This window comes from Catenulispora sp. GAS73, assembly GCF_041262085.1.
Classification (GTDB): domain Bacteria; phylum Actinomycetota; class Actinomycetes; order Streptomycetales; family Catenulisporaceae; genus Catenulispora.
Window position 1 is genome coordinate 35797 of sequence record NZ_JBGCCM010000015.1, and the last position, 17158, is coordinate 52954.

General features: G+C 69.1%; 14 protein-coding genes. 2 read left to right on the top strand and 12 right to left on the bottom strand.

Features of this window, described 5'->3' with window-relative positions; translation table 11 throughout:
* Positions 1–40 precede the first annotated feature (40 nt).
* From ABH935_RS22845 to ABH935_RS22900, 12 genes are all read right to left on the bottom strand, one after another.
* Complete coding sequence (locus ABH935_RS22845) at positions 41–1024, bottom strand: ABC transporter permease (RefSeq protein WP_370379960.1); 984 nt, start codon at positions 1022–1024, stop codon at positions 41–43.
* Between the two features lie 325 nt (positions 1025–1349).
* Positions 1350–3374, bottom strand: coding sequence for a dipeptide ABC transporter ATP-binding protein (locus ABH935_RS22850; RefSeq protein WP_370379961.1), 2025 nt, complete (start codon positions 3372–3374; stop codon positions 1350–1352).
* A 7-nt stretch (positions 3375–3381) separates the two neighbouring features.
* Positions 3382–4317: an ABC transporter permease gene (locus ABH935_RS22855; protein WP_370379962.1), complete on the bottom strand. Its 936-nt coding sequence runs from the start codon at positions 4315–4317 to the stop codon at positions 3382–3384.
* A complete protein-coding gene (locus tag ABH935_RS22860) occupies positions 4317–5264 on the bottom strand; it encodes an ABC transporter permease (RefSeq protein ID WP_370379963.1) in 948 nt (315 codons plus the stop codon). The genes ABH935_RS22855 and ABH935_RS22860 overlap by 1 nt, the downstream gene beginning before the upstream one ends.
* 43 nt (positions 5265–5307) lie before the next feature.
* Positions 5308–7206 (bottom strand): ABC transporter substrate-binding protein, encoded by a 1899-nt coding sequence (locus tag ABH935_RS22865; RefSeq protein ID WP_370379964.1) that lies wholly within the window; start codon positions 7204–7206, stop codon positions 5308–5310.
* 494 nt (positions 7207–7700) lie between these two features.
* Positions 7701–8672: a porphobilinogen synthase gene (gene hemB / locus ABH935_RS22870; protein ID WP_370379965.1), complete on the bottom strand. Its 972-nt coding sequence runs from the start codon at positions 8670–8672 to the stop codon at positions 7701–7703.
* 199 nt (positions 8673–8871) lie between these two features.
* Positions 8872–9330 carry a DUF5709 domain-containing protein gene (locus tag ABH935_RS22875; RefSeq protein ID WP_370379966.1) on the bottom strand — a complete coding sequence of 153 codons (459 nt, stop codon included), beginning with the start codon at positions 9328–9330 and terminating at the stop codon, positions 8872–8874.
* A 55-nt stretch (positions 9331–9385) separates the two neighbouring features.
* Positions 9386–11164, bottom strand: coding sequence for a uroporphyrinogen-III synthase (locus ABH935_RS22880; RefSeq protein ID WP_370380125.1), 1779 nt, complete (start codon positions 11162–11164; stop codon positions 9386–9388).
* A 5-nt stretch (positions 11165–11169) separates the two neighbouring features.
* Positions 11170–12123, bottom strand: coding sequence for a hydroxymethylbilane synthase (gene hemC / locus ABH935_RS22885; RefSeq protein WP_370379967.1), 954 nt, complete (start codon positions 12121–12123; stop codon positions 11170–11172).
* Complete coding sequence (locus tag ABH935_RS22890; RefSeq protein ID WP_370379968.1) at positions 12120–13442, bottom strand: glutamyl-tRNA reductase; 1323 nt, start codon at positions 13440–13442, stop codon at positions 12120–12122. The genes hemC and ABH935_RS22890 overlap by 4 nt, the downstream gene beginning before the upstream one ends.
* Positions 13439–14212: a redox-sensing transcriptional repressor Rex gene (locus ABH935_RS22895; RefSeq protein ID WP_370380126.1), complete on the bottom strand. Its 774-nt coding sequence runs from the start codon at positions 14210–14212 to the stop codon at positions 13439–13441. Before ABH935_RS22895 ends, ABH935_RS22890 begins: the two co-directional genes overlap by 4 nt.
* A 402-nt stretch (positions 14213–14614) precedes the next feature.
* Entirely contained in the window at positions 14615–14902 is a 288-nt protein-coding gene (locus tag ABH935_RS22900; protein WP_370380127.1) for a glutaredoxin family protein, read from the bottom strand.
* Between the two features lie 70 nt (positions 14903–14972).
* Here ABH935_RS22900 and ABH935_RS22905 point away from each other — a divergent pair, with 70 nt between their 5' ends.
* On the top strand, positions 14973–15770 hold the full coding sequence (locus ABH935_RS22905; RefSeq protein WP_370379969.1) for an HAD family hydrolase: 798 nt from the start codon (positions 14973–14975) through the stop codon (positions 15768–15770).
* 481 nt (positions 15771–16251) lie between these two features.
* Positions 16252–16953 (top strand): ECF subfamily RNA polymerase sigma factor, BldN family, encoded by a 702-nt coding sequence (locus ABH935_RS22910; RefSeq protein WP_370380128.1) that lies wholly within the window; start codon positions 16252–16254, stop codon positions 16951–16953.
* Positions 16954–17158 lie beyond the last annotated feature (205 nt).

Consider the following 17158-nt stretch of genomic DNA (forward strand, 5'->3'; position numbering starts at 1 on the left):
CTGGTGCGGTCGTACGGGGCGGCGGGTGTCAGGACGGCGGTCACAGCCGGACCCGCGGGTCGAGCAGGGCGGTGATGACGTCCGAGAGCATCCCGGCGATGAGCACCAGCACCGCGGAGAACAGGGTGATCACGGCCACCGAGTTCACGTCGGAGTGGTTGGTGGCGTCGGTGAACCAGGAGCCCAGGCCGTTCCAGCCGAAGACGCGCTCGGTGATGATCGCGCCGGCGAACGTGAGGATCGTGGAGTAGGTCACCAGCGTCATGACCGGGATGACCGCGGTGCGCACGCCGTGCTTGAGGATGGCCCGGCCCTTGGTCAGGCCCTTGGCCCGCGCCGTGCGCAGGAAGTCCGAGCCCAGGACGTCGAGCATCTGGCCGCGCTGGTAGCGGCTGTAGAAGGCGATCAGGCCCAGGGTCAGCGAGATGGTGGGCAGCAGCAGGTGGTCGGCGCGGCTGAACAGCTGGCCCCAGAAGCCGGTGGCGTTCGGGTCGATCTCGCCCTGGTACTGCAGGAACGGCGTGTCGCCGCCGACCGCCTTGTTCACCTGGACGGCGATCAGCTTCAGCAGCGGCGCGAGCACGAAGACCGGCATCGCGAAGACGATGTAGGACCCGAAGGTGATCGCGTGATCACTGAATCTGTACTGTCTGACCGCTTGGAAGGACCCGATCAGGATGCCCAGGATCGCGGACAGCACGGCCGCGACGGAGACCAGGCGCACGGTGACCCACACGCTGATCGAGAAGTGCTTGTCGACCGAGTCCAGCTGCCAGGTCTTGCCGAAGTCGCCGTGCGCGACGCCGTCGACCCAGTGCGCGTAGCGCTCGAACACCGGCTTGTCCGGGTTCTCGTTGCGCTCGTTGAGCTCCTGGTACATCACGACGGGCTTGGTCGGCGGGTTCTTCTGCAGGTACATGTCCTTGGGGTGGAAGGCCGTCGAGGCCCCCAGGTACGCCAGGGACGTGGCGACGAACACCAAGACCACATAGTTCAGAAGCCTGCGAACTATGAAGGCACCCATGCCTGACCCTCCGTGCTCGAAACCCACAACCCGGTGAAGCGGGCGTAGATGATGTCGAGCCCGTCGGTTAACAGGTTCTCGGATGTTCTCCGGGAAATCGATCACGAAAGGGATACAAAGTGATCTCTAGTTATAAACCCTGATACAGTTCGTGAAGCGCGCATAACCGGCAGTACACGCATAAGGGTAAAAAGAGACACCGGGTACGCGGATGCTCACACGTACCCGATGTCTCCACCGTAGCGATCTTCGATTGTGTCCACAATTTGAGAGGGCGTCAGCCCCTCGTAGCCGTGGAGTCCTTACCGCGGCGGTGTGACGCGCGCTACTCCCAGATCGGGAAGTGACACGCGGCCTGGTGCCCCTCGGTGCCGTAGGGCACCAGCGGCGGCTCGACCTGCCCGCAGATCTCCTGCGCGGCCGGGCAGCGGGTGCGGAACCGGCAGCCCGAGGGCGGGTTGATCGCGCTGGGCAGCTCGCCGACGATGCCGCTGCTGGCCTTGGCCTTCTCCACCTCCGGGTCGGCCACCGGGATGGTGTCCAGCAGACCCCTGGTGTAGTGGTGGATGGGCCGGGAGTACACCGACTCGGCCGGGCCGATCTCCACCAGCTTGCCCAGGTACATCACGCCGATGCGGTCGGACACGTAGCGGACCACCGACAGGTCGTGCGAGATGAACAGGTACGACAGGCCGTGCTCGGCCTGCAGGTCCTTCATCAGGTTCAGGACCTGCGACTGGATCGACACGTCCAGCGCCGAGACCGGCTCGTCGGCCACGATCAGCTTCGGCGCCGGAGCCAGGGCCCGGGCGAAGCCGACGCGCTGGCGCTGGCCGCCGGAGAACTCGTGCGGGTACCGCTCCAGCGCCGAGACCGGCAGACCGACCTGCTCGAAGAGCTCGGCGATCCGCGCGTCGCGGGCCGCCTTGTCGCCGACCTTCTGAATGTCCAGCGGCTCACGGACCACGGTGCGCACCCGCATGCGCGGGTCCATGGCGGCGTAGCTGTCCTGGAACATCATCTGGACGTCGCGGCTCTTCCTGCGCCGCTCGCCGGACTTCATCGCGGCCAGGTCCGCCCCCTCCAGGCGCATCGCCCCGGCGGTGGTGTCCTCCAGCCCCACGATCAGCTTGGCCACCGTGGTCTTGCCGCAGCCGGACTCGCCGACCAGGCCCACGGTCTCGCCCTTGCGGATGCTGAACGAGACCCCGGCCACCGCGCTGACCGAGCCGATCTGTCGGCGCAGGAAGCCCTTGGTGATCGGGTAGTCCTTGACCAGGTCGTCGACCTGCAGGAGCACCTCGCCCAACTCCGGGGCGGGCAGTTCCTCGGCCGTGGTGCGCTCGGTGAGGGTGACCACGACCTCGGCCCCGGAGCGCTCGGCGGCACCGACCGGGTGGAAGCACGCGAACTCGTGGCCGACCTCGTCCAGGCGCGAGGGCGGGTCCTGCGCACGGCAGTCGTCCTGCGCGTACCGGCAGCGGGCCGCGAACCGGCAGGCGGCCGGGGGCCTGGTGAGGTCCGGCGGCATGCCCGGGATCGAGTACAACCGGGTGCCGCTGTCCGCGCCGCGCTCGGGCAGCGAGTCGAACAGCGCCTCGGTGTACGGGTGCCGCGGGTTGGCGTACAGCCGCTCGGTGGTCGTGGTCTCCACGATCCGGCCGGCGTACATCACGTTCACCCGGTCCGCGCGGCCGGCGATCACGCCGAGGTCGTGCGTCACCAGGATGACCGCCATGCCCAGGCGCTCGCGCAGGCTGTCGATCAGCTCCAGGATCTGCTTCTGCACGGTCACGTCGAGCGCGGTGGTCGGCTCGTCGGCGATCAGCAGCTTGGGCTCGTTGGCCAGCGCCATCGCGATCATCGCGCGCTGGCGCATGCCGCCGGAGAGCTGGTGCGGGTAGTCCCGGGCACGCTGCTGCGGACTGGGCATGCCGACCAGGGAGAGCACCTCGATGGCGCGCTCCTGGCCCTCGGCCTTGCCGGCCCCGCGGTGGATCCGCACCGACTCGGCGATCTGCTTGCCGATGGTCATCGTCGGGTTCAGCGACGTCATCGGGTCCTGGAAGATCATCCCGACGTCGTTGCCGCGGACCTTGGTCATCTGCTCGTCGTCCAGCTGCAGCAGGTCCCGGCCGTCCAGGAAGATGCTGCCGTCCGGGCTGGAGCCGCCGTTGGGCAGCAGCCGCATGATCGACATCGCGGTCATGGTCTTGCCCGAGCCGGACTCGCCGACGATGCCGATGGTCTCGCCGGCCTCGACCGTGAAGCTGACGCCGTCGACGGCCTGGACCGTCGAACGCTTCAGCTTGATCTGGGTATGGAGGTTCTGGACCTCTAGTAGTGCCATGGCCGTCTCACCGCTTCTGGAGCCGGGTCTCGAAGGCGTCGCGCAGCGCGTCTCCGATGAAGTTGCAGGAGATGATGATCAGCACGATGGACACGCCCGGCGGATAGATCATCCACCAGTAGTTCTGGTCCAGGTAGCTGGATCCGTTCGCGAACATCCCGCCCCAGTCGTCGTTCGGCGCCTGCAGGCCCAGACCGATGTAGCTGAGCACGGACAGCGCGAAGACCGAGTTGGCGATCGACAGCGAGGTGTTCACGATCGTGGTGCCGATGGTGTTCGGCAGGATGTGCCGGAAGATGATCCGCGGGCTGCGCCCGCCCATCATCCGGCACGCGGCCACGTAGTCGCGCACCTTGATGGTCAGGGTGTCGCCGCGGGTCAGGCGGGTCAGGCTGAACCAGCTGGTCAGCGCGATCACCATGATGAACACCGTCTTGGTGCGGCCCAGCGTGGAGGCCAGGTAGATGAGCGCGAAGATGAGCGGGATCGACAGCAGCGCGTCGATCGTGCGCATCATCACCGCGTCGATCCAGCCGCCGACGTAGCCGGCGATCGCGCCGTAGAGCATGCCGATCACCGAGGCGAGCACGCCGGAGGCGATGCCGATCTCCAGCGAGATCTGGCCGGCCTTCATCAGCTTGCCGAGCTCGTCCACGCCGTTCTGGTCGGTGCCCAGCGGGTGGCTGGGGCCCGGCGCCAGGGTGATCTCGTCCATCTGCACGTGCGAGGTGTTGCCGTGGTAGACCAACGGCCCCAGGAAGCACAGCAGGACGTAGAACACCAGCACACCGAAGGCGACCACGGCCAGCCGGTTCTCCAGGAAGACCTCCAGGCCGCGGCGGAACATCGAGCGCGGCTTCTCGGTCGGCTCCAGGCCCAGCATCTGCTCCGCGGACGGGACGTTGTCCCCCACTTCCGGGGATTCGGCGATGATCTCGTCCATCAGGTGAGCCTTACTCGTGGGTCCAGAGCCGCGTAGGAGATGTCGGCGATCAGCGACCCGATGACCGTCACGATCGCGGTGAGCATCGTGGTGCCCAGAACGATCACGAAGTCGTTCTGCAGCGCGGCGTTGATGGTCAGCACCCCGATGCCCTGGATGTTGAAGATCTGCTCCACCAGCAGCGCGCCGCCGACCAGGGCCGGCAGGGACAGGCCGATCAGGGTCACCATCGGGATCATCGCGTTGCGCAGCACGTGCCCGTAGAGCACGCGGCGCTTGGTCGCGCCCTTGGCGACCGCGGTCCGCACGTAGTCCTGGGTGATCTCGTCGAGCATCGAGGAGCGCATGTACCGGCTGTATCCGGCGACCCCGCTGACCACCAGCGTGGCCACCGGCAGGATCATCTGGCCCGGCTGGCTGAAGGCCGCGTGGAAGGAGTCGATCTGGTTCGCGATCGGGATCAGGTGGAACTGCACCTGGAACACGTCGCGCAGCACGACGCCGAGGAAGAACACCGGTACCGCGTAAGCGATGAAGGAGAACGTGGTGATCGTGTAGTCGGTGACCGTGTTGCGGCGGGTGGCCTGCAGGACGCCCAGCGGGACCGACAGGGCGATGGTGAAGAACAGCGCCAGGCCGACGATGTACATCGACTGCCCCAGCGTCTCCTTCAGCAGGTCGTTGACGCTCTGGTTGCGCTGGTAGCTGTACCCGAGATCGAAGTGGATCACGAGCCGGTCGAGCCAGTTCCAGTACTGCACGATGAGCGGGCGGTCCAGGCCCAGCTTGTGGTTCAGCGTCGCCAGGCTCGTCGGGTTGTAGTTCTTCCCGAGCATCGCCCGCGCCACGCCGTTGGGCATCAGGTGCAGCATGCCGAACGTGGCGATCGAGACGATGAACAACGTGACGACCGACTGGAAGAAGCGGCGGATGAGGTAAGTGGTCACCGCGACCCCCCGCCGGGGGTCGCGGTGCCGTCAGTGCACTGGATCACTGGGTGTAGTACCAGAACTCAGGCTCGAAGCCCTGGAACGCGTCCTGACCGGAGTCGTGGAAGTTCTTCGCCACAGCCCACGGCCAGATGTTGTTGTGCATCCAGATCAGCGGCAGGGAGATGCTGGAGGCGTAGGCCTCGTAGTCGTACCAGGCCTGCGGGTCGCTGCTCTTGATCGTCTTGGCCACCGCGGCGTCGAACTTGGGGTCGGAGAACCCGAAGATGTTCGAACCGGCACCGGTGGTCAGGAGCGAGTCGGTGGTCGGCTGCAGCGAGAACACCCAGCCGCCGTACAGGATCGCGTCCCACTGGCAGCCGGCCGGGGTGCTCGCGGAGCACGCGGTCAGCTCGCCGCCGAGGGTGTTCTGGGTCTTGGTGACCACGTTGACGGAGATACCGGCACCGGCGGCCGCCTGCTTGTAGGCCGCGAGCACGGTGTCCAGGGCCGGGTGGGCCGACGGGTACTCAAGGGTGAACTCGGCCTTGTCGCCGGCGTTGATGCCCGCACCGCACTGGTTGTCACCGGTACCCGGGCTCTTGCAGGTCGCCGGGGTGGTCGACAGGTCCCAGCCGTGCGCGGTCATGATCGACTTGGCCTCGGCCGGGTCGTACTTGGCCGCGGCGGCCTTGGCGGCCGGGGACAGGGTGTTGCCGTCCGGGTACCCCGGCACCACGCCGGTGGTCGGGTAGCCCCAGCCCTTGTACGGGCCCTTGATGGCGCCCTGCTGGTCCATCTCGTCCTGCAGCGCCTTGGTGAAGTAGGCCTGCTTGAACAGGTTCCCGTGGTTCTTCGAGCCGAAGTTGACCTGGTAGTAGCCGATCGAGTCGAGCAGCGCGCCCTTCTCGACGTTGTACCCGGCCGAGGCCAGCGGGTTGCCCGCCTGCAGGTTGTCCCCGTTGTACTGCGGGGTGTCGGCGTTCGGGTAGACGCCGATCTGCAGCGCGTTCGGCGCGGTGGAACCGGCCTTCAGGACCGTCCACTCCGCGTCCGGGCTCTGGAAGGCCTCGAAGTCGACCTCGTCCAGGTACGGCTTGTGCTCACCGGTGAACTTGGTGTTCGGCACGATGGAGAACGCGCCGGAGGTGGCGTTGAAGTCCTTCAGGACCCACGGGCCGTCGACGATCTTCCACAGCGGGTTAGACGCGAAGGTCTTGACGTCCTTGCCGGCCGTGTTCAGGTACTTGAAGACCGCGTCGCAGTCGGCCTGCAGCGTCGGAGAGGTCAAAGTGTCCGTCGAGCACTTGCCCTTGGTGCCCTTGCCGTCGGTCACGTCCCAGGCCAGCGGCATCGGCGTGACCGTCTGCAGGGCGTTGCCGACGATGTAGTTCTGGTTGTACTGCTGGTCGAACGTGATGCTGATGCTGGAGTCGGTGACCTGCGTGGACTTGATGTTGTCCGGCAGGTAGTTCACCTGGGCCGCGGCGTTCGGCGGGCTGTAGTAGCCCGACTGCTTCTCCTCGGCCTTCAGCATGTTCAGCCAGAACTGCACGTCCTGGCCGGTGAGCTTCTCGCCGTTGCTCCAGCCCCACGTCGACTTCAGGGGGACGGTGATGGTCAGGCCGTCCGAGCTCCAGGTCGGCTGCGAGGCCGGGCCCATGTCGTAGTTCACGGCCAGCTTGTCGTTCAGACCGACGAAGTACAGCGGGCGGTAGAAGAAGTACTGGAACTGACCGGCGTTCGAGGTGCTCAGCTGGTCGCTGGTCATGAACGGCCAGATGGCGTCCGGGCTCGTCCCCGGAGCCCACTCGGCGATGTGCGCGACGCCGCCGGGCTTGATCGGCGCGCTGGAGCTGGTCGCCGTGGTGACCGGGTTCGTCGCGCCGTTGTTGCTGGTGCTCTTCTTCGAGCTTCCGCAAGCGGCGGCGGACGCGAGCACGGCGATGACACCCGCCATCGCCAAGACTTTTCGTGTATTTCTGACGGCCATCAAGAGCCCTCCCCTTCGACGGAGCCGGCTCGGTGTGTGGATCCGGGCCGGTCGCGGTTGTGAGCGCAGCCGACAGCACGGCGAAAGACAGGCAGTGGCGCCGAGGGTGGCTCACGACCACTCCTGCATACAGTGGCCCAACAAAGAGGGAAAAGCGATCACGGATCGGCAACAAAATCGATGTCAAATGACCTACGGACCTGCTACGTATGCCTGCCGCGGGAATTTAACAAGATCGACTCACAACTGCCGTCGATCTTGAAATTCCAAGATCCTCCGCCTGTTGCCGCAGGTGAACCGGCAGCCTCGTCGGCGCCGTCGATATCCAGGTATTACCACTGTGCGGAACCCCCTCCCGAGACCAGACGAACCCCCGCATCCCGCACTCGGGGCCCGGCAAGGGTCCGGCAAGGGATGAGGGGGTTCGAAGGAGGGGATGTCCCGAGGCGGGACACTTGTCCCTAAAGCATTCGCGCTGCTTCCACCGCCCAGTAGGTGAGCACCGACGTGGCCCCGGCCCGGCGCACGGAGGTCAAGGTCTCCAGGATCGTCCGCTCCCGGTCCAGCCAGCCGTTGGCGGCCGCGGCCTCGACCATCGAGTACTCGCCGGAGACCTGGTAGGCGGCCACCGGCACCTCGACCGCGTCCGCGACCTGGCGGACGATGTCGAGATAGGACATAGCGGGCTTCACCATGACCATGTCCGCGCCTTCCTCGACATCGAGGCGGACTTCGCGCAGGGATTCGCGGGCATTGGCCGGATCCTGCTGATAAGTGCGGCGGTCGCCCTTGAGGCTGGACTCCACGGCGTCGCGGAAGGGGCCGTAGAAAGCGCTGGCGTATTTCGCGGAATAGGCGAGTATCCCGGTGTCCTGGAAGCCCGATTCGTCCAATGCGCGGCGGACGACGCCGATCTGTCCGTCCATCATCCCGCTCGGGCCGACCATGTGGACGCCGGCTTCCGCCTGCCGGACCGCCATTTCCGCATAGCGTTCCAACGTGGCGTCATTGTCGACGGTGCCGTCTTCCCGCAGGACGCCACAATGTCCGTGATCGGTGAATTCGTCCAGGCACAGGTCCGACATCGTCACGATGCTGTCGCCGACCTCGTCGCGGACTTCGGAGATCGCCCGCTGCAGGATCCCGTGCGGATCGGTGCCGAGCGTGCCGCGCGCGTCCTTCTCGGCCGGGATCGCGTAGATCATGATGCCGCCGAGCCCCTCGGCGACCGCCTCCGCCGCCGCCTTCCGCACCGAGGCCAGGGTGTGCTGCAGGACGCCGGGCATCGACGCGATCGGCGTCGGCTCGCTGACCGTCTCCTTGACGAACACCGGGAGGATGAAGTCAGCCGGGTGCAGACGGGTCTCGGCGGCGAGGCGGCGCATGGCGGGGGTGGTGCGCAGGCGGCGCGGGCGGTCCAGCGGGAAGCTCATACATTTGAGGGTACTCGCGGTCAATCCCGAGCGAGACGTGCCTACGTGCTCTGTAGTAGGCGGTGTGGCGGACGCCACGGCTCGGTGGAAGATCGGGTCCCCGTCGGCGGAATTCGTACAGCGGAGCCGGATCCGGCGGGCCGAAACCAGTTGTGTGTTCCGGCACTGTTCAGCTCGGCTCGCGCGCGGACGACACAGCTCAGTCGACGGCGTCGTCGAACTCCTCGTCCAGTTCCTCGTCGTCGACCAGGTGCATCGCGGCCTCCTCGGCCGAGGCCGCACCGCCGTCGATCCCGACGTCCTGCGCCGACAGATCGGCGTTGCCCCCGGAGTGCGCGCCCTCGTCCGGCGCCACCAGCCGACCGGACCGGCGGCCGCCGACCTGGTCGCCCAGCAGCTCGCCGTCGCCGCCGGCGTAGTCACCGAGGCCGTCCCAGTCCTCCGGCAGGTCCTCGACGTCGGGATTCTCCTCGGCCAGGCGCTCGTCCATGGTCTCCGGGTCGCGCAGCGCCATCGGCCGCTCCGGCGGGGAGTAGCCGGTGTCCAGATCGTCAGGGCCCGGGATCAACGTGTCGGAGCCGTCCAGCTGCTCCAGCGGATCCTGGGCGTCCGGATCCGGCTGCGGCAAATAGACGTCGTCCGCGAAGCCACTGCTCATAGCGACTACCTGACCACTTCCGCCCCACGGACGCAACTCATCGCCGCGGCGCGCCTCAGCGCGCGGAGCGCCGCCGTCCGCCCGGCCTGCGCTCGGAGGGCCGGTACAGCGGCTCGCCGGCGGTCAGCGCCGAGACCCGGCGGGTCTCGCCGAAGGCGGCCAGCGCGTCGGCCAGCGCGGTCACCGACGCCGAGGGCGCCATGACGTCCACGCGCAGACCGTGCTCCTCGGCGGTCTTCGCGGTCTGCGGGCCGATGCACGCGATCACGGTGGCCGCGTGCGGCTTGCCGGCGATCCCGACCAGGTTGCGGACCGTGGAGGAGGAGGTGAACAGGACCGCGTCGAAGCCGCCGCCCTTGATCGCCTCCCGGACCTCGGCCGGCGGCGGCGCGGCGCGCACGGTGCGGTAGGCGGTCACGTCGTCGACCTCCCAGCCCAGCTCGATCAGGCCGGCGATGAGCGTGTCGGTGGCGATGTCGGCCCGCGGCAGGAAGACCCGCTCGATCGGGTCGAAGACCGGGTCGTAGGCCGGGAAGTCCTCCAGCAGCCCGGCCGCCGACTGGTCGCCGGAGGGCACCAGGTCCGGCTGCACGCCGAAGGCCACCAGGGCCTGCGCCGTCTGCGCGCCGACCGCCGCGACCTTTATCCCGGCGAACGCCCGGGCGTCCAGGCCGTACTCCTCGAACTTCTCGCGGATCGCCTTCACAGCGTTCTGCGACGTGAACGCGACCCACTCGTAGCGGCCGGTCACCAGGCCCTTGACGGCCCGCTCCATCTGCTGCGGGGTGCGCGGCGGCTCCACGGCGATGGTCGGCACCTCGTGCGAGACCGCGCCGTAGGTGCGCAGCCGGTTGGACAGGCCCTCGGCCTGCTCCTTGGTCCGCGGCACCAGGACCTTCCAGCCGAACAGCGGCTTGGTCTCGTACCAGGACAGCGCGGCCCGGTCGGCGACGGCGGCGCCGACCACCACGACCACCTCGCCGCCCGCGGCGATCAGCGCCGAGGCCTCGATCGCGACCCGGGCCAGGGTGGAGCTCACCGTGCGCTGGGTGGTCATCGAGCCGTCGGCGGTCACCGCGACCGGGGTGGTCGCCTTGGCCAGACCGGTCGCCTGCAGCGCGGCCGCGGCCGCCTCCAGCAGGTGCGCCGGGCCCACCATCACCAGGGTCTCGTGCGCGCCGAGCGGTCCGGCGCCGGGCTTGCCGGCCGAGTCGGCGACGTCGGCCAGCGAGCGGATCCGGATGCCGCCCTGGCCCGAGGAACGGCCCAGCGGGATGCCGGCGTACAGCGGCACCGCGGTGGAGACCGCGACGCCGGGCACGATCTCGTAGACCACGCCGGCCTTGGCGCACAGCGCGGCCTCGGCCGCGACCACGCCGGACAGGCCCGGGTCGCCGGAGGTCAGGCGCACCACCCGGCGGCCGGCGGCGACCTCGGCCAGCAGGTTCTTCATCCGCGAGGCCGGGGTCAGCGACACCGTCGCGTCCCCGAGTTCGCCCAGCTCGCCGCGCTCGCTCTCCACCACCGGCACCAGCGTGGCGTCCGGGTTCAGGTGGGTGGCCAGCCGCGCCAGCAGCCCGGCCTCGGCGGCGATCACGTCAGCGCCCTGCAGCAGCGTCACCGCGCGCAGGGTCAGCAGCTCCGGGTCACCGGGGCCGGCGCCGACGAAGGCCAGCAACGCCGTCGTCGCACAGGTATCGAGCGCAGAGGCCGAACCTCGCTGAGTAGTCGTCACCATGCCTGCCTCACCCCCACCGTCCGTCTTGTCATCTTGCGAGGAAACCCCCAGGACGCCGCCTCCGGCGCCCTCCAGGACTTCGAGGACCTTCACCATCTCCGTCACGCGCCGGCCTCCATCAGCTCGGCCGCGCCCTCGGCGAGCAGCGCCTCGGCCACCCGCCGTCCCAGGGCCTCCGGCTCGGAAACCGATCCGCTGTCGGAAAGCCGCAGGCCGCGGGACCCGCTGACGGTAGCAACCAGGCCGGTCAACGACAAAACGTTGTCATCGGTGACGACCGCGTGGCCGCCCACCGGAGCCGAGCACCCGGCCTCCAGCACCGCCAGCATCGTGCGCTCGGCGACCACCGCGGCCCGGGTGAGCGGCGCGTCCAGCACCGCCAGCACCCCGGCCAGCTCGTCGTCCGCGCACTCCACGGCCAGCGCGCCCTGCCCCGGCGAGGGCAGAATCACGTCCGGTCCGAAGACCTCGGTGGCCTCCTCGGCGCGGCCCAGCCGCTGCAATCCGGCCAGCGCCACCACGACCGCGTCCAGGGTGCCGGAGCTCACGTTCTTCACGCGGGTGTCCACGTTGCCGCGGATCGGCACGACCTCCAGATCCGGCCGGATCATCTTCAGCAGCGCCATCCGGCGCGCGGCGCCGGTCCCGACCCTCGCCCCGGCCGGCAGGTCGGCCAGCTTCAGGCCGTCCCGGGCTACCAGCGCGTCGTTCACCGCCGCGCGCTCGGTCACCGCCGCCAGGTGCAGGCCCTCGGGCGCCGCGGTCGGCAGGTCCTTGAGCGAGTGCACCGCGAAGTCGATCTCGCCGGCGTACAGCGCCTCCCGCAGGGCGTTGACGAACACGCCGGTCCCGCCGATCACGGACAGGGCCTCGCGCGAGGTGTCCCCGTAGGTGGTGACGTGGACCAGCTCCACGGGGCGCCCGGTGGCCGCGGTCAACGCCTCGGCGACCGTCCCGGACTGGGCCAGGGCCAGGGCGCTGGCGCGTGTGCCCAGCCGTAACGCCCCGCCGGGACCGGGCGCTGGCGATCCTTGGTCCGCCGGAGTCCCGCTCATGCTGACACCTCATTCGTCGTGCCCGCGGCGTTCGCCGCGCTGACGGCCTCCACCGAGGCCGGATCGAGGCCGAAGAGCTCACGCAGCGCCTCGGCGTAGGAGGACCCGCCGGGCGCGCCGGCGAGTTGTTTCACGCGCACCGTCGGCACGTGAAGAAGTTTGTCGACCACGCGCCGCACGGTCCGCTCGACCTCGGCGCGGTCCTTGTCGCTCAGTCCCGGGGTCTTGCCGCGAAGCCGCTCCAGTTCGGCGCGGACCACGTCGGCGGCCATCACGCGCAGCGCCGCGACGGTCGGCGCCACAGCCTGGCCGCGCTGCGCGGCGGCGTACGCCTCGACCTCGTCGAGCACCAGGTCGCGGACCGCGGCTATCTCCTGCGCGGCGCCCGCGGCCTGCGCGCTGCCGTCCTCGGCGACCCGCTCCAGGTCCACGACGTGCACCCCGGCCAGCTCGCGCACCGCCGGGTCGACGTCGCGCGGCAGCGCCAGGTCGACCAGCGCCACCGGGTGACCGTGCGCGGCGCGGTTCAGCATCTCGCCGGTGATCACGTGCCCGGGCGCGCCGGTGCAGGCGACCACCAGGTCGGACTCGCCGAGCGCGGGCACGATCTCGGCCATCGGCACCGCGACGCCGCCGTACTGCGCCGCCAGATGCTCGGCACGCTCCTCGGTCCGATTCGCCACGACCATATGACGAACCCCGGCGCGATTCAGTGACGCGGCGGCCAGCGCCGCCATCGAACCGGCGCCGACGATCAGCACCCGCAGGTCGTTCGGGCCGTCGACGTCCAGCGCCCGATAGGCGGCGTCCAGCGCGACCGACACCACCGACTGCCCGGCCCGGTCCAGGCCGGTCTCGCTGTGCGCGCGCTTGCCGACCCGCAGCGCCTGCTGCATCGCGTCGTTCAGCGCGCGCCCGGCGGTGCCGTGGTCCTGGGCGGTGGCCAGCGCGGTGCGGATCTGGCCGAGGATCTGCGGCTCGCCGACCACCATCGAGTCCAGGCCGCAGGCGACGGTGAACATGTGCTGCACCGCGCGGTTGTCGTAGTGCACGTACAGGTGCTGGGTCAGCTCGCCGGGCTCGACGCCGGTGTGCGAGCAGAGCAGCTCGGTGATCTCGGTCACCGCGGCGTGGAACTTGTCGACGCCGGCGTAGACCTCGATGCGGTTGCAGGTGGCCAGGGCCGCGGCCTCGTGCACGTTCGGGGACGCGGCGAGGTCGGCCAGGAGTTTGCCGGTGCGCTCGGTGCTCAGGGCCGCGCGCTCCAGGAGCGCGTGGGGTGCGGACCGGTGGGACAGTCCTACCGCTAGAAGGCTCACGAGGGGATCCCGGTGTCGATCAAGGAAGGGTCGAGGGTCGAACGGTCGGGCGGGGCGCTCGCGGCCGGTCCGCCGGCGGTCTTCCCGCCGCCGTCGGAGGCCGCCGGCTCCTCGCCGGCCTGCGGCAGCGCGTGCCCGCCCTTGCGCTGCTCATGGAAGGCGAGGATCTGCAGCTCGATGGACAGGTCCACCTTGCGCACGTCCACCCCCTCAGGCACGTTCAGGACCACCGGGGCGAAGTTCAGGATCGAGGTGATCCCGGCCGCGACCAGACGGTCGGCGACGGCCTGGGCGGCGGGGGCGGGCGTGGAGATCACGAAGATCGAGATTCCGAGGCCGCGGATCGCCGATTCCAGTTCGTCCGTATGCCGGACACGCACCCCGGCCACCACCGAGCCGGTGAGGGCGGGGTCCGCGTCGAACAGGGCCGCCACCCGGAAGCCGCGGGAGGCGAACCCCCCGTAGTTGGCCAGGGCGTGGCCCAGGTTGCCGATGCCGATGATGGCCACGGCCCAGTCCTGGGTCAGGCCGAGTTCGCGGGAGATCTGGTAGACGAGGAAGGACACCTCGTACCCGACGCCGCGGGTGCCGTAGGAACCGAGGTAGGAGAAGTCCTTGCGGAGCTTGGCGGAGTTGACCCCCGCCGAGACCGCGAGCTCCTCGCTGGAGACCGTGATGATCCCCCGCTCCTGCATGCTTATCAGGGCTCGCAGGTAGACCGGGAGTCGCGCGACCGTGGCCTCCGGGATGCCCTGCCGGTGCGAGCGCAGCGAGGCTCCGTTGCCGGAACGGGAGTCCGAACCGGTGCCGCCCGACGCGTTGTTGCTCGTGCTGGCCACGCTGCTCCTCATCGCGCTCGCGCTCGGCGTTGCCGTCGTGCTGTGGATCAGTGTTCCCCGTGGTGGAGCTCACACCACCGCAAGCCTCGGGCCCCGTGGCGGGTGCCCGGGCCACGCTGGCCCGAGAGGCGTCCGCGCCGCGCTTGCGCGCTTGTTCCTCTCTTCATGCACGATAGGCGTTTGTGAACGCACGCACAAAGTCTCGGCAGTCACCAGATGGCCAGATGTCCCAATTGTCGGCACAACTGAAGGCCGAATAGTTACCAAACCGGGCACGGAGTGCCGTGGATCACTCTGCTCCAGAGGTTTCCTCCGGGCTCGCGCGGCCCCGCGTCAGCCCCTGGCGGCCTGGGCGATCGCCTTGCGGAGGCGGTCCGCGTCGACCCGCCAGAAGTCGTGCCGCTTCCCGTTCACCAAAGTGACGGGGATCTGTTCCCAGTACTCCGCTTTCAGAGCCGGGTCGAAGTCCTCGGCGGTGATGTCCAGTTCCTCGACGGCCGCCCCGGTCTCGGCGGCCACCGCCTCGACGGTCGCGCGCGCGTCGTCACACAGATGACAACCGGGTTTGCCGACGAGGGTCACGGTCACGGGGGCGCTGCCGGAGCGCTTGCGGAGTCTTATCACGGCAAAAGCCTACGGAGAACACGCACACGACACCTGACGGTCACGCAGGGGGCTTAGGCTTGGCCCCATGGGCACCGAGACTGCTGGGCGCACTGTGCACTCCGCGGCGTTCTTCGACCTGGACAACACACTGGTCCAGGGCGCCTCCCTCTTCCATCTCGCCCGCGGTCTGACCGCGCACGGCATGGTGAGCAAGCGCGAGATCGCCGGCCACGCCCTGCGCCAAGTCCGTTTCCGGGTCTTCGGTGAACAGTCCGGGCTGCTCGACGACGTGCAGGAGCACGCGCTGGATTTCGTCAAGGGCCACGAGGTGGCCCGGATGGAGAAGATCTGCGAGGCGGTGTTCGACGACTACCTCTCGGACAAGATCTGGCCCGGCACCCGCGCCCTGAGCGAGGCGCACCTGCTCAACGGCAAAGAGGTGTGGCTGGTCACGGCCGCGCCGATCGAGCTGGCCCAGGTGATCGCCCGCAGGCTCGGGCTGACCGGCGCGCTGGGGACCCGGCCGGAGTCCGTGGACGGCCGCTACACCGGCCGCATCGCCGGCGCGCTGCTGCACGGTCCCGACAAGGCCCACGAGGTCTCCAGGCTGGCCCGTGAGCGCGGCCTGGACCTGGCGCACAGCTACGCCTACAGCGACTCCGCGAACGATCTGCCGCTCCTGTCGCTGGTCGGGCACCCGGTCGCCGTGAACCCGGACCGCGCCCTGCGGCGACACGCGCGGCAGTACGACTGGGCGATAGTCGACTACCGGACGACGCGCCACACCCGGAAGGTGCCGGTCGCCGGCGCCGCCGCGGCGGTCGGCGCGGTTGCCGCCGGAGCGGCCGCGGCTGCGGCACACTGGTCGGGCGACCGCGACTGAGAGCGACGGCTCGTCACTGTCCGTCTATTGATGGGGCACAGGCTCCGACCTCCCGAAGGTCCCCTGCGCAACCCTTGCACGGGACCCCTCGAAGTCCTCTAAAGTCCTGCGGACACACGTGGTCCAGTGAGCGGACCTAAACCGGACTTCCTGTACAGGAGGGTGTTTCCTGTGGGTGTAATAGCCGGAATCACCCGCACGGGTCCACCCTCATTACGTACGATGGTGAACCCTACGATCGGTGATCGAGGCGGAACACTCTGCTACTAAGAGGCTTCTCAAAGAGCGAACCAGGCCCGCTAAAGAACCGAGCCACGGGAGACACGTGTACCGGGACAACTTCGGACTCAACGGCTACAGCGCCAAGGTGGGGAGCGACCCGTTCGCCGGCACCGGCGCGCTGTCCACGCAGGTGCTGTCCACGCATGTGCCGATGCCGGTGCCGGCACCCCTGCTGGACCGCCAGGAGCGCGGCCTGCTCATGCTGCGCGAGGCGATCCGGGTCGTGGCCGGAGAGGGCGGCGGCGGGCGCGGCGCGCACGCGGCCGGCACCCGCGCCGGCGGAGCCCGCCACGGCGGCGGATCCGGTTCCGGCGCCGCGGACCGCCCCGGCGGCCCGGTCGCCGGCGACGGCGAGTCCGAGGCCATGGTGCACCTGGTCCACCAGGCGCAGGAGGGCAGCGCCGACGCCTTCGGCGAGCTCTACCGCATCTACTGCGACACCGTCTTCCGGTACATCTACTACCGCGTCTCCACCCGGGCCCTGGCCGAAGACCTGACCAGCGAGACCTTCGTCCGCGCGCTGCGCCGCATCACCACCTTCAGCTGGCAGGGCCGGGACTTCGGGGCCTGGCTGGTGACCATCGCCCGCAACCTGGTCGCCGACCACTTCAAGTCCAGCCGGCACCGCATGGAGGTCTCCACCGGCGAGATGCTCGACTCCAACGAGGTCGAGGCGTCCCCGGAGGACTCGGTCCTGGAGCACCTGTCGAACGAGGCTCTGCTGGACGCCGTCCACCGGCTCAACGACCAGCAGCGCGAGTGCGTCACGCTGCGTTTCCTGCAGGGGCTGTCGGTGGCGGAAACGGCCGACATCATGGGGAAAAACGAGGGCGCGATCAAGACGCTCCAGTACCGCGCTGTTCGTACGCTTGCGCGATTGCTGCCGGCAGAAGCCCTCTAGAGCCTCTAATACTCCTAAACGCGGACCACCCGTATGCGGGACACGCCGTAACCCCCAAACTGGGACCGTCGTTTTCCCGGTAGCGGTCCAACAACTCACCCTGAAGGGTGAATGAGGGGCCGAAAGACATGCCGGTGGAAGCCGGGGGCACAACCTTTGTCGTCTGTCGGTGTCTAACACTGCGGCGAGCATCGTCACCTGACGG

Coding starts and splice junctions, on each gene's coding strand:
- ABH935_RS22875 (WP_370379966.1), bottom strand. CDS start 9,330: ATGAGCAGTGGCTTCGCGGACGACGTCTATTTGCCGCAGCCGGATCCG.
- ABH935_RS22865 (WP_370379964.1), bottom strand. CDS start 7,206: ATGGCGGGTGTCATCGCCGTGCTCGCGTCCGCCGCCGCTTGCGGAAGC.
- ABH935_RS22910 (WP_370380128.1), top strand. CDS start 16,252: ATGCTGCGCGAGGCGATCCGGGTCGTGGCCGGAGAGGGCGGCGGCGGG.
- ABH935_RS22845 (WP_370379960.1), bottom strand. CDS start 1,024: ATGGGTGCCTTCATAGTTCGCAGGCTTCTGAACTATGTGGTCTTGGTG.
- ABH935_RS22880 (WP_370380125.1), bottom strand. CDS start 11,164: ATGGTGAAGGTCCTCGAAGTCCTGGAGGGCGCCGGAGGCGGCGTCCTG.
- hemC (WP_370379967.1), bottom strand. CDS start 12,123: ATGAGCGGGACTCCGGCGGACCAAGGATCGCCAGCGCCCGGTCCCGGC.
- hemB (WP_370379965.1), bottom strand. CDS start 8,672: ATGAGCTTCCCGCTGGACCGCCCGCGCCGCCTGCGCACCACCCCCGCC.
- ABH935_RS22850 (WP_370379961.1), bottom strand. CDS start 3,374: ATGGCACTACTAGAGGTCCAGAACCTCCATACCCAGATCAAGCTGAAG.
- ABH935_RS22855 (WP_370379962.1), bottom strand. CDS start 4,317: ATGGACGAGATCATCGCCGAATCCCCGGAAGTGGGGGACAACGTCCCG.
- ABH935_RS22905 (WP_370379969.1), top strand. CDS start 14,973: ATGGGCACCGAGACTGCTGGGCGCACTGTGCACTCCGCGGCGTTCTTC.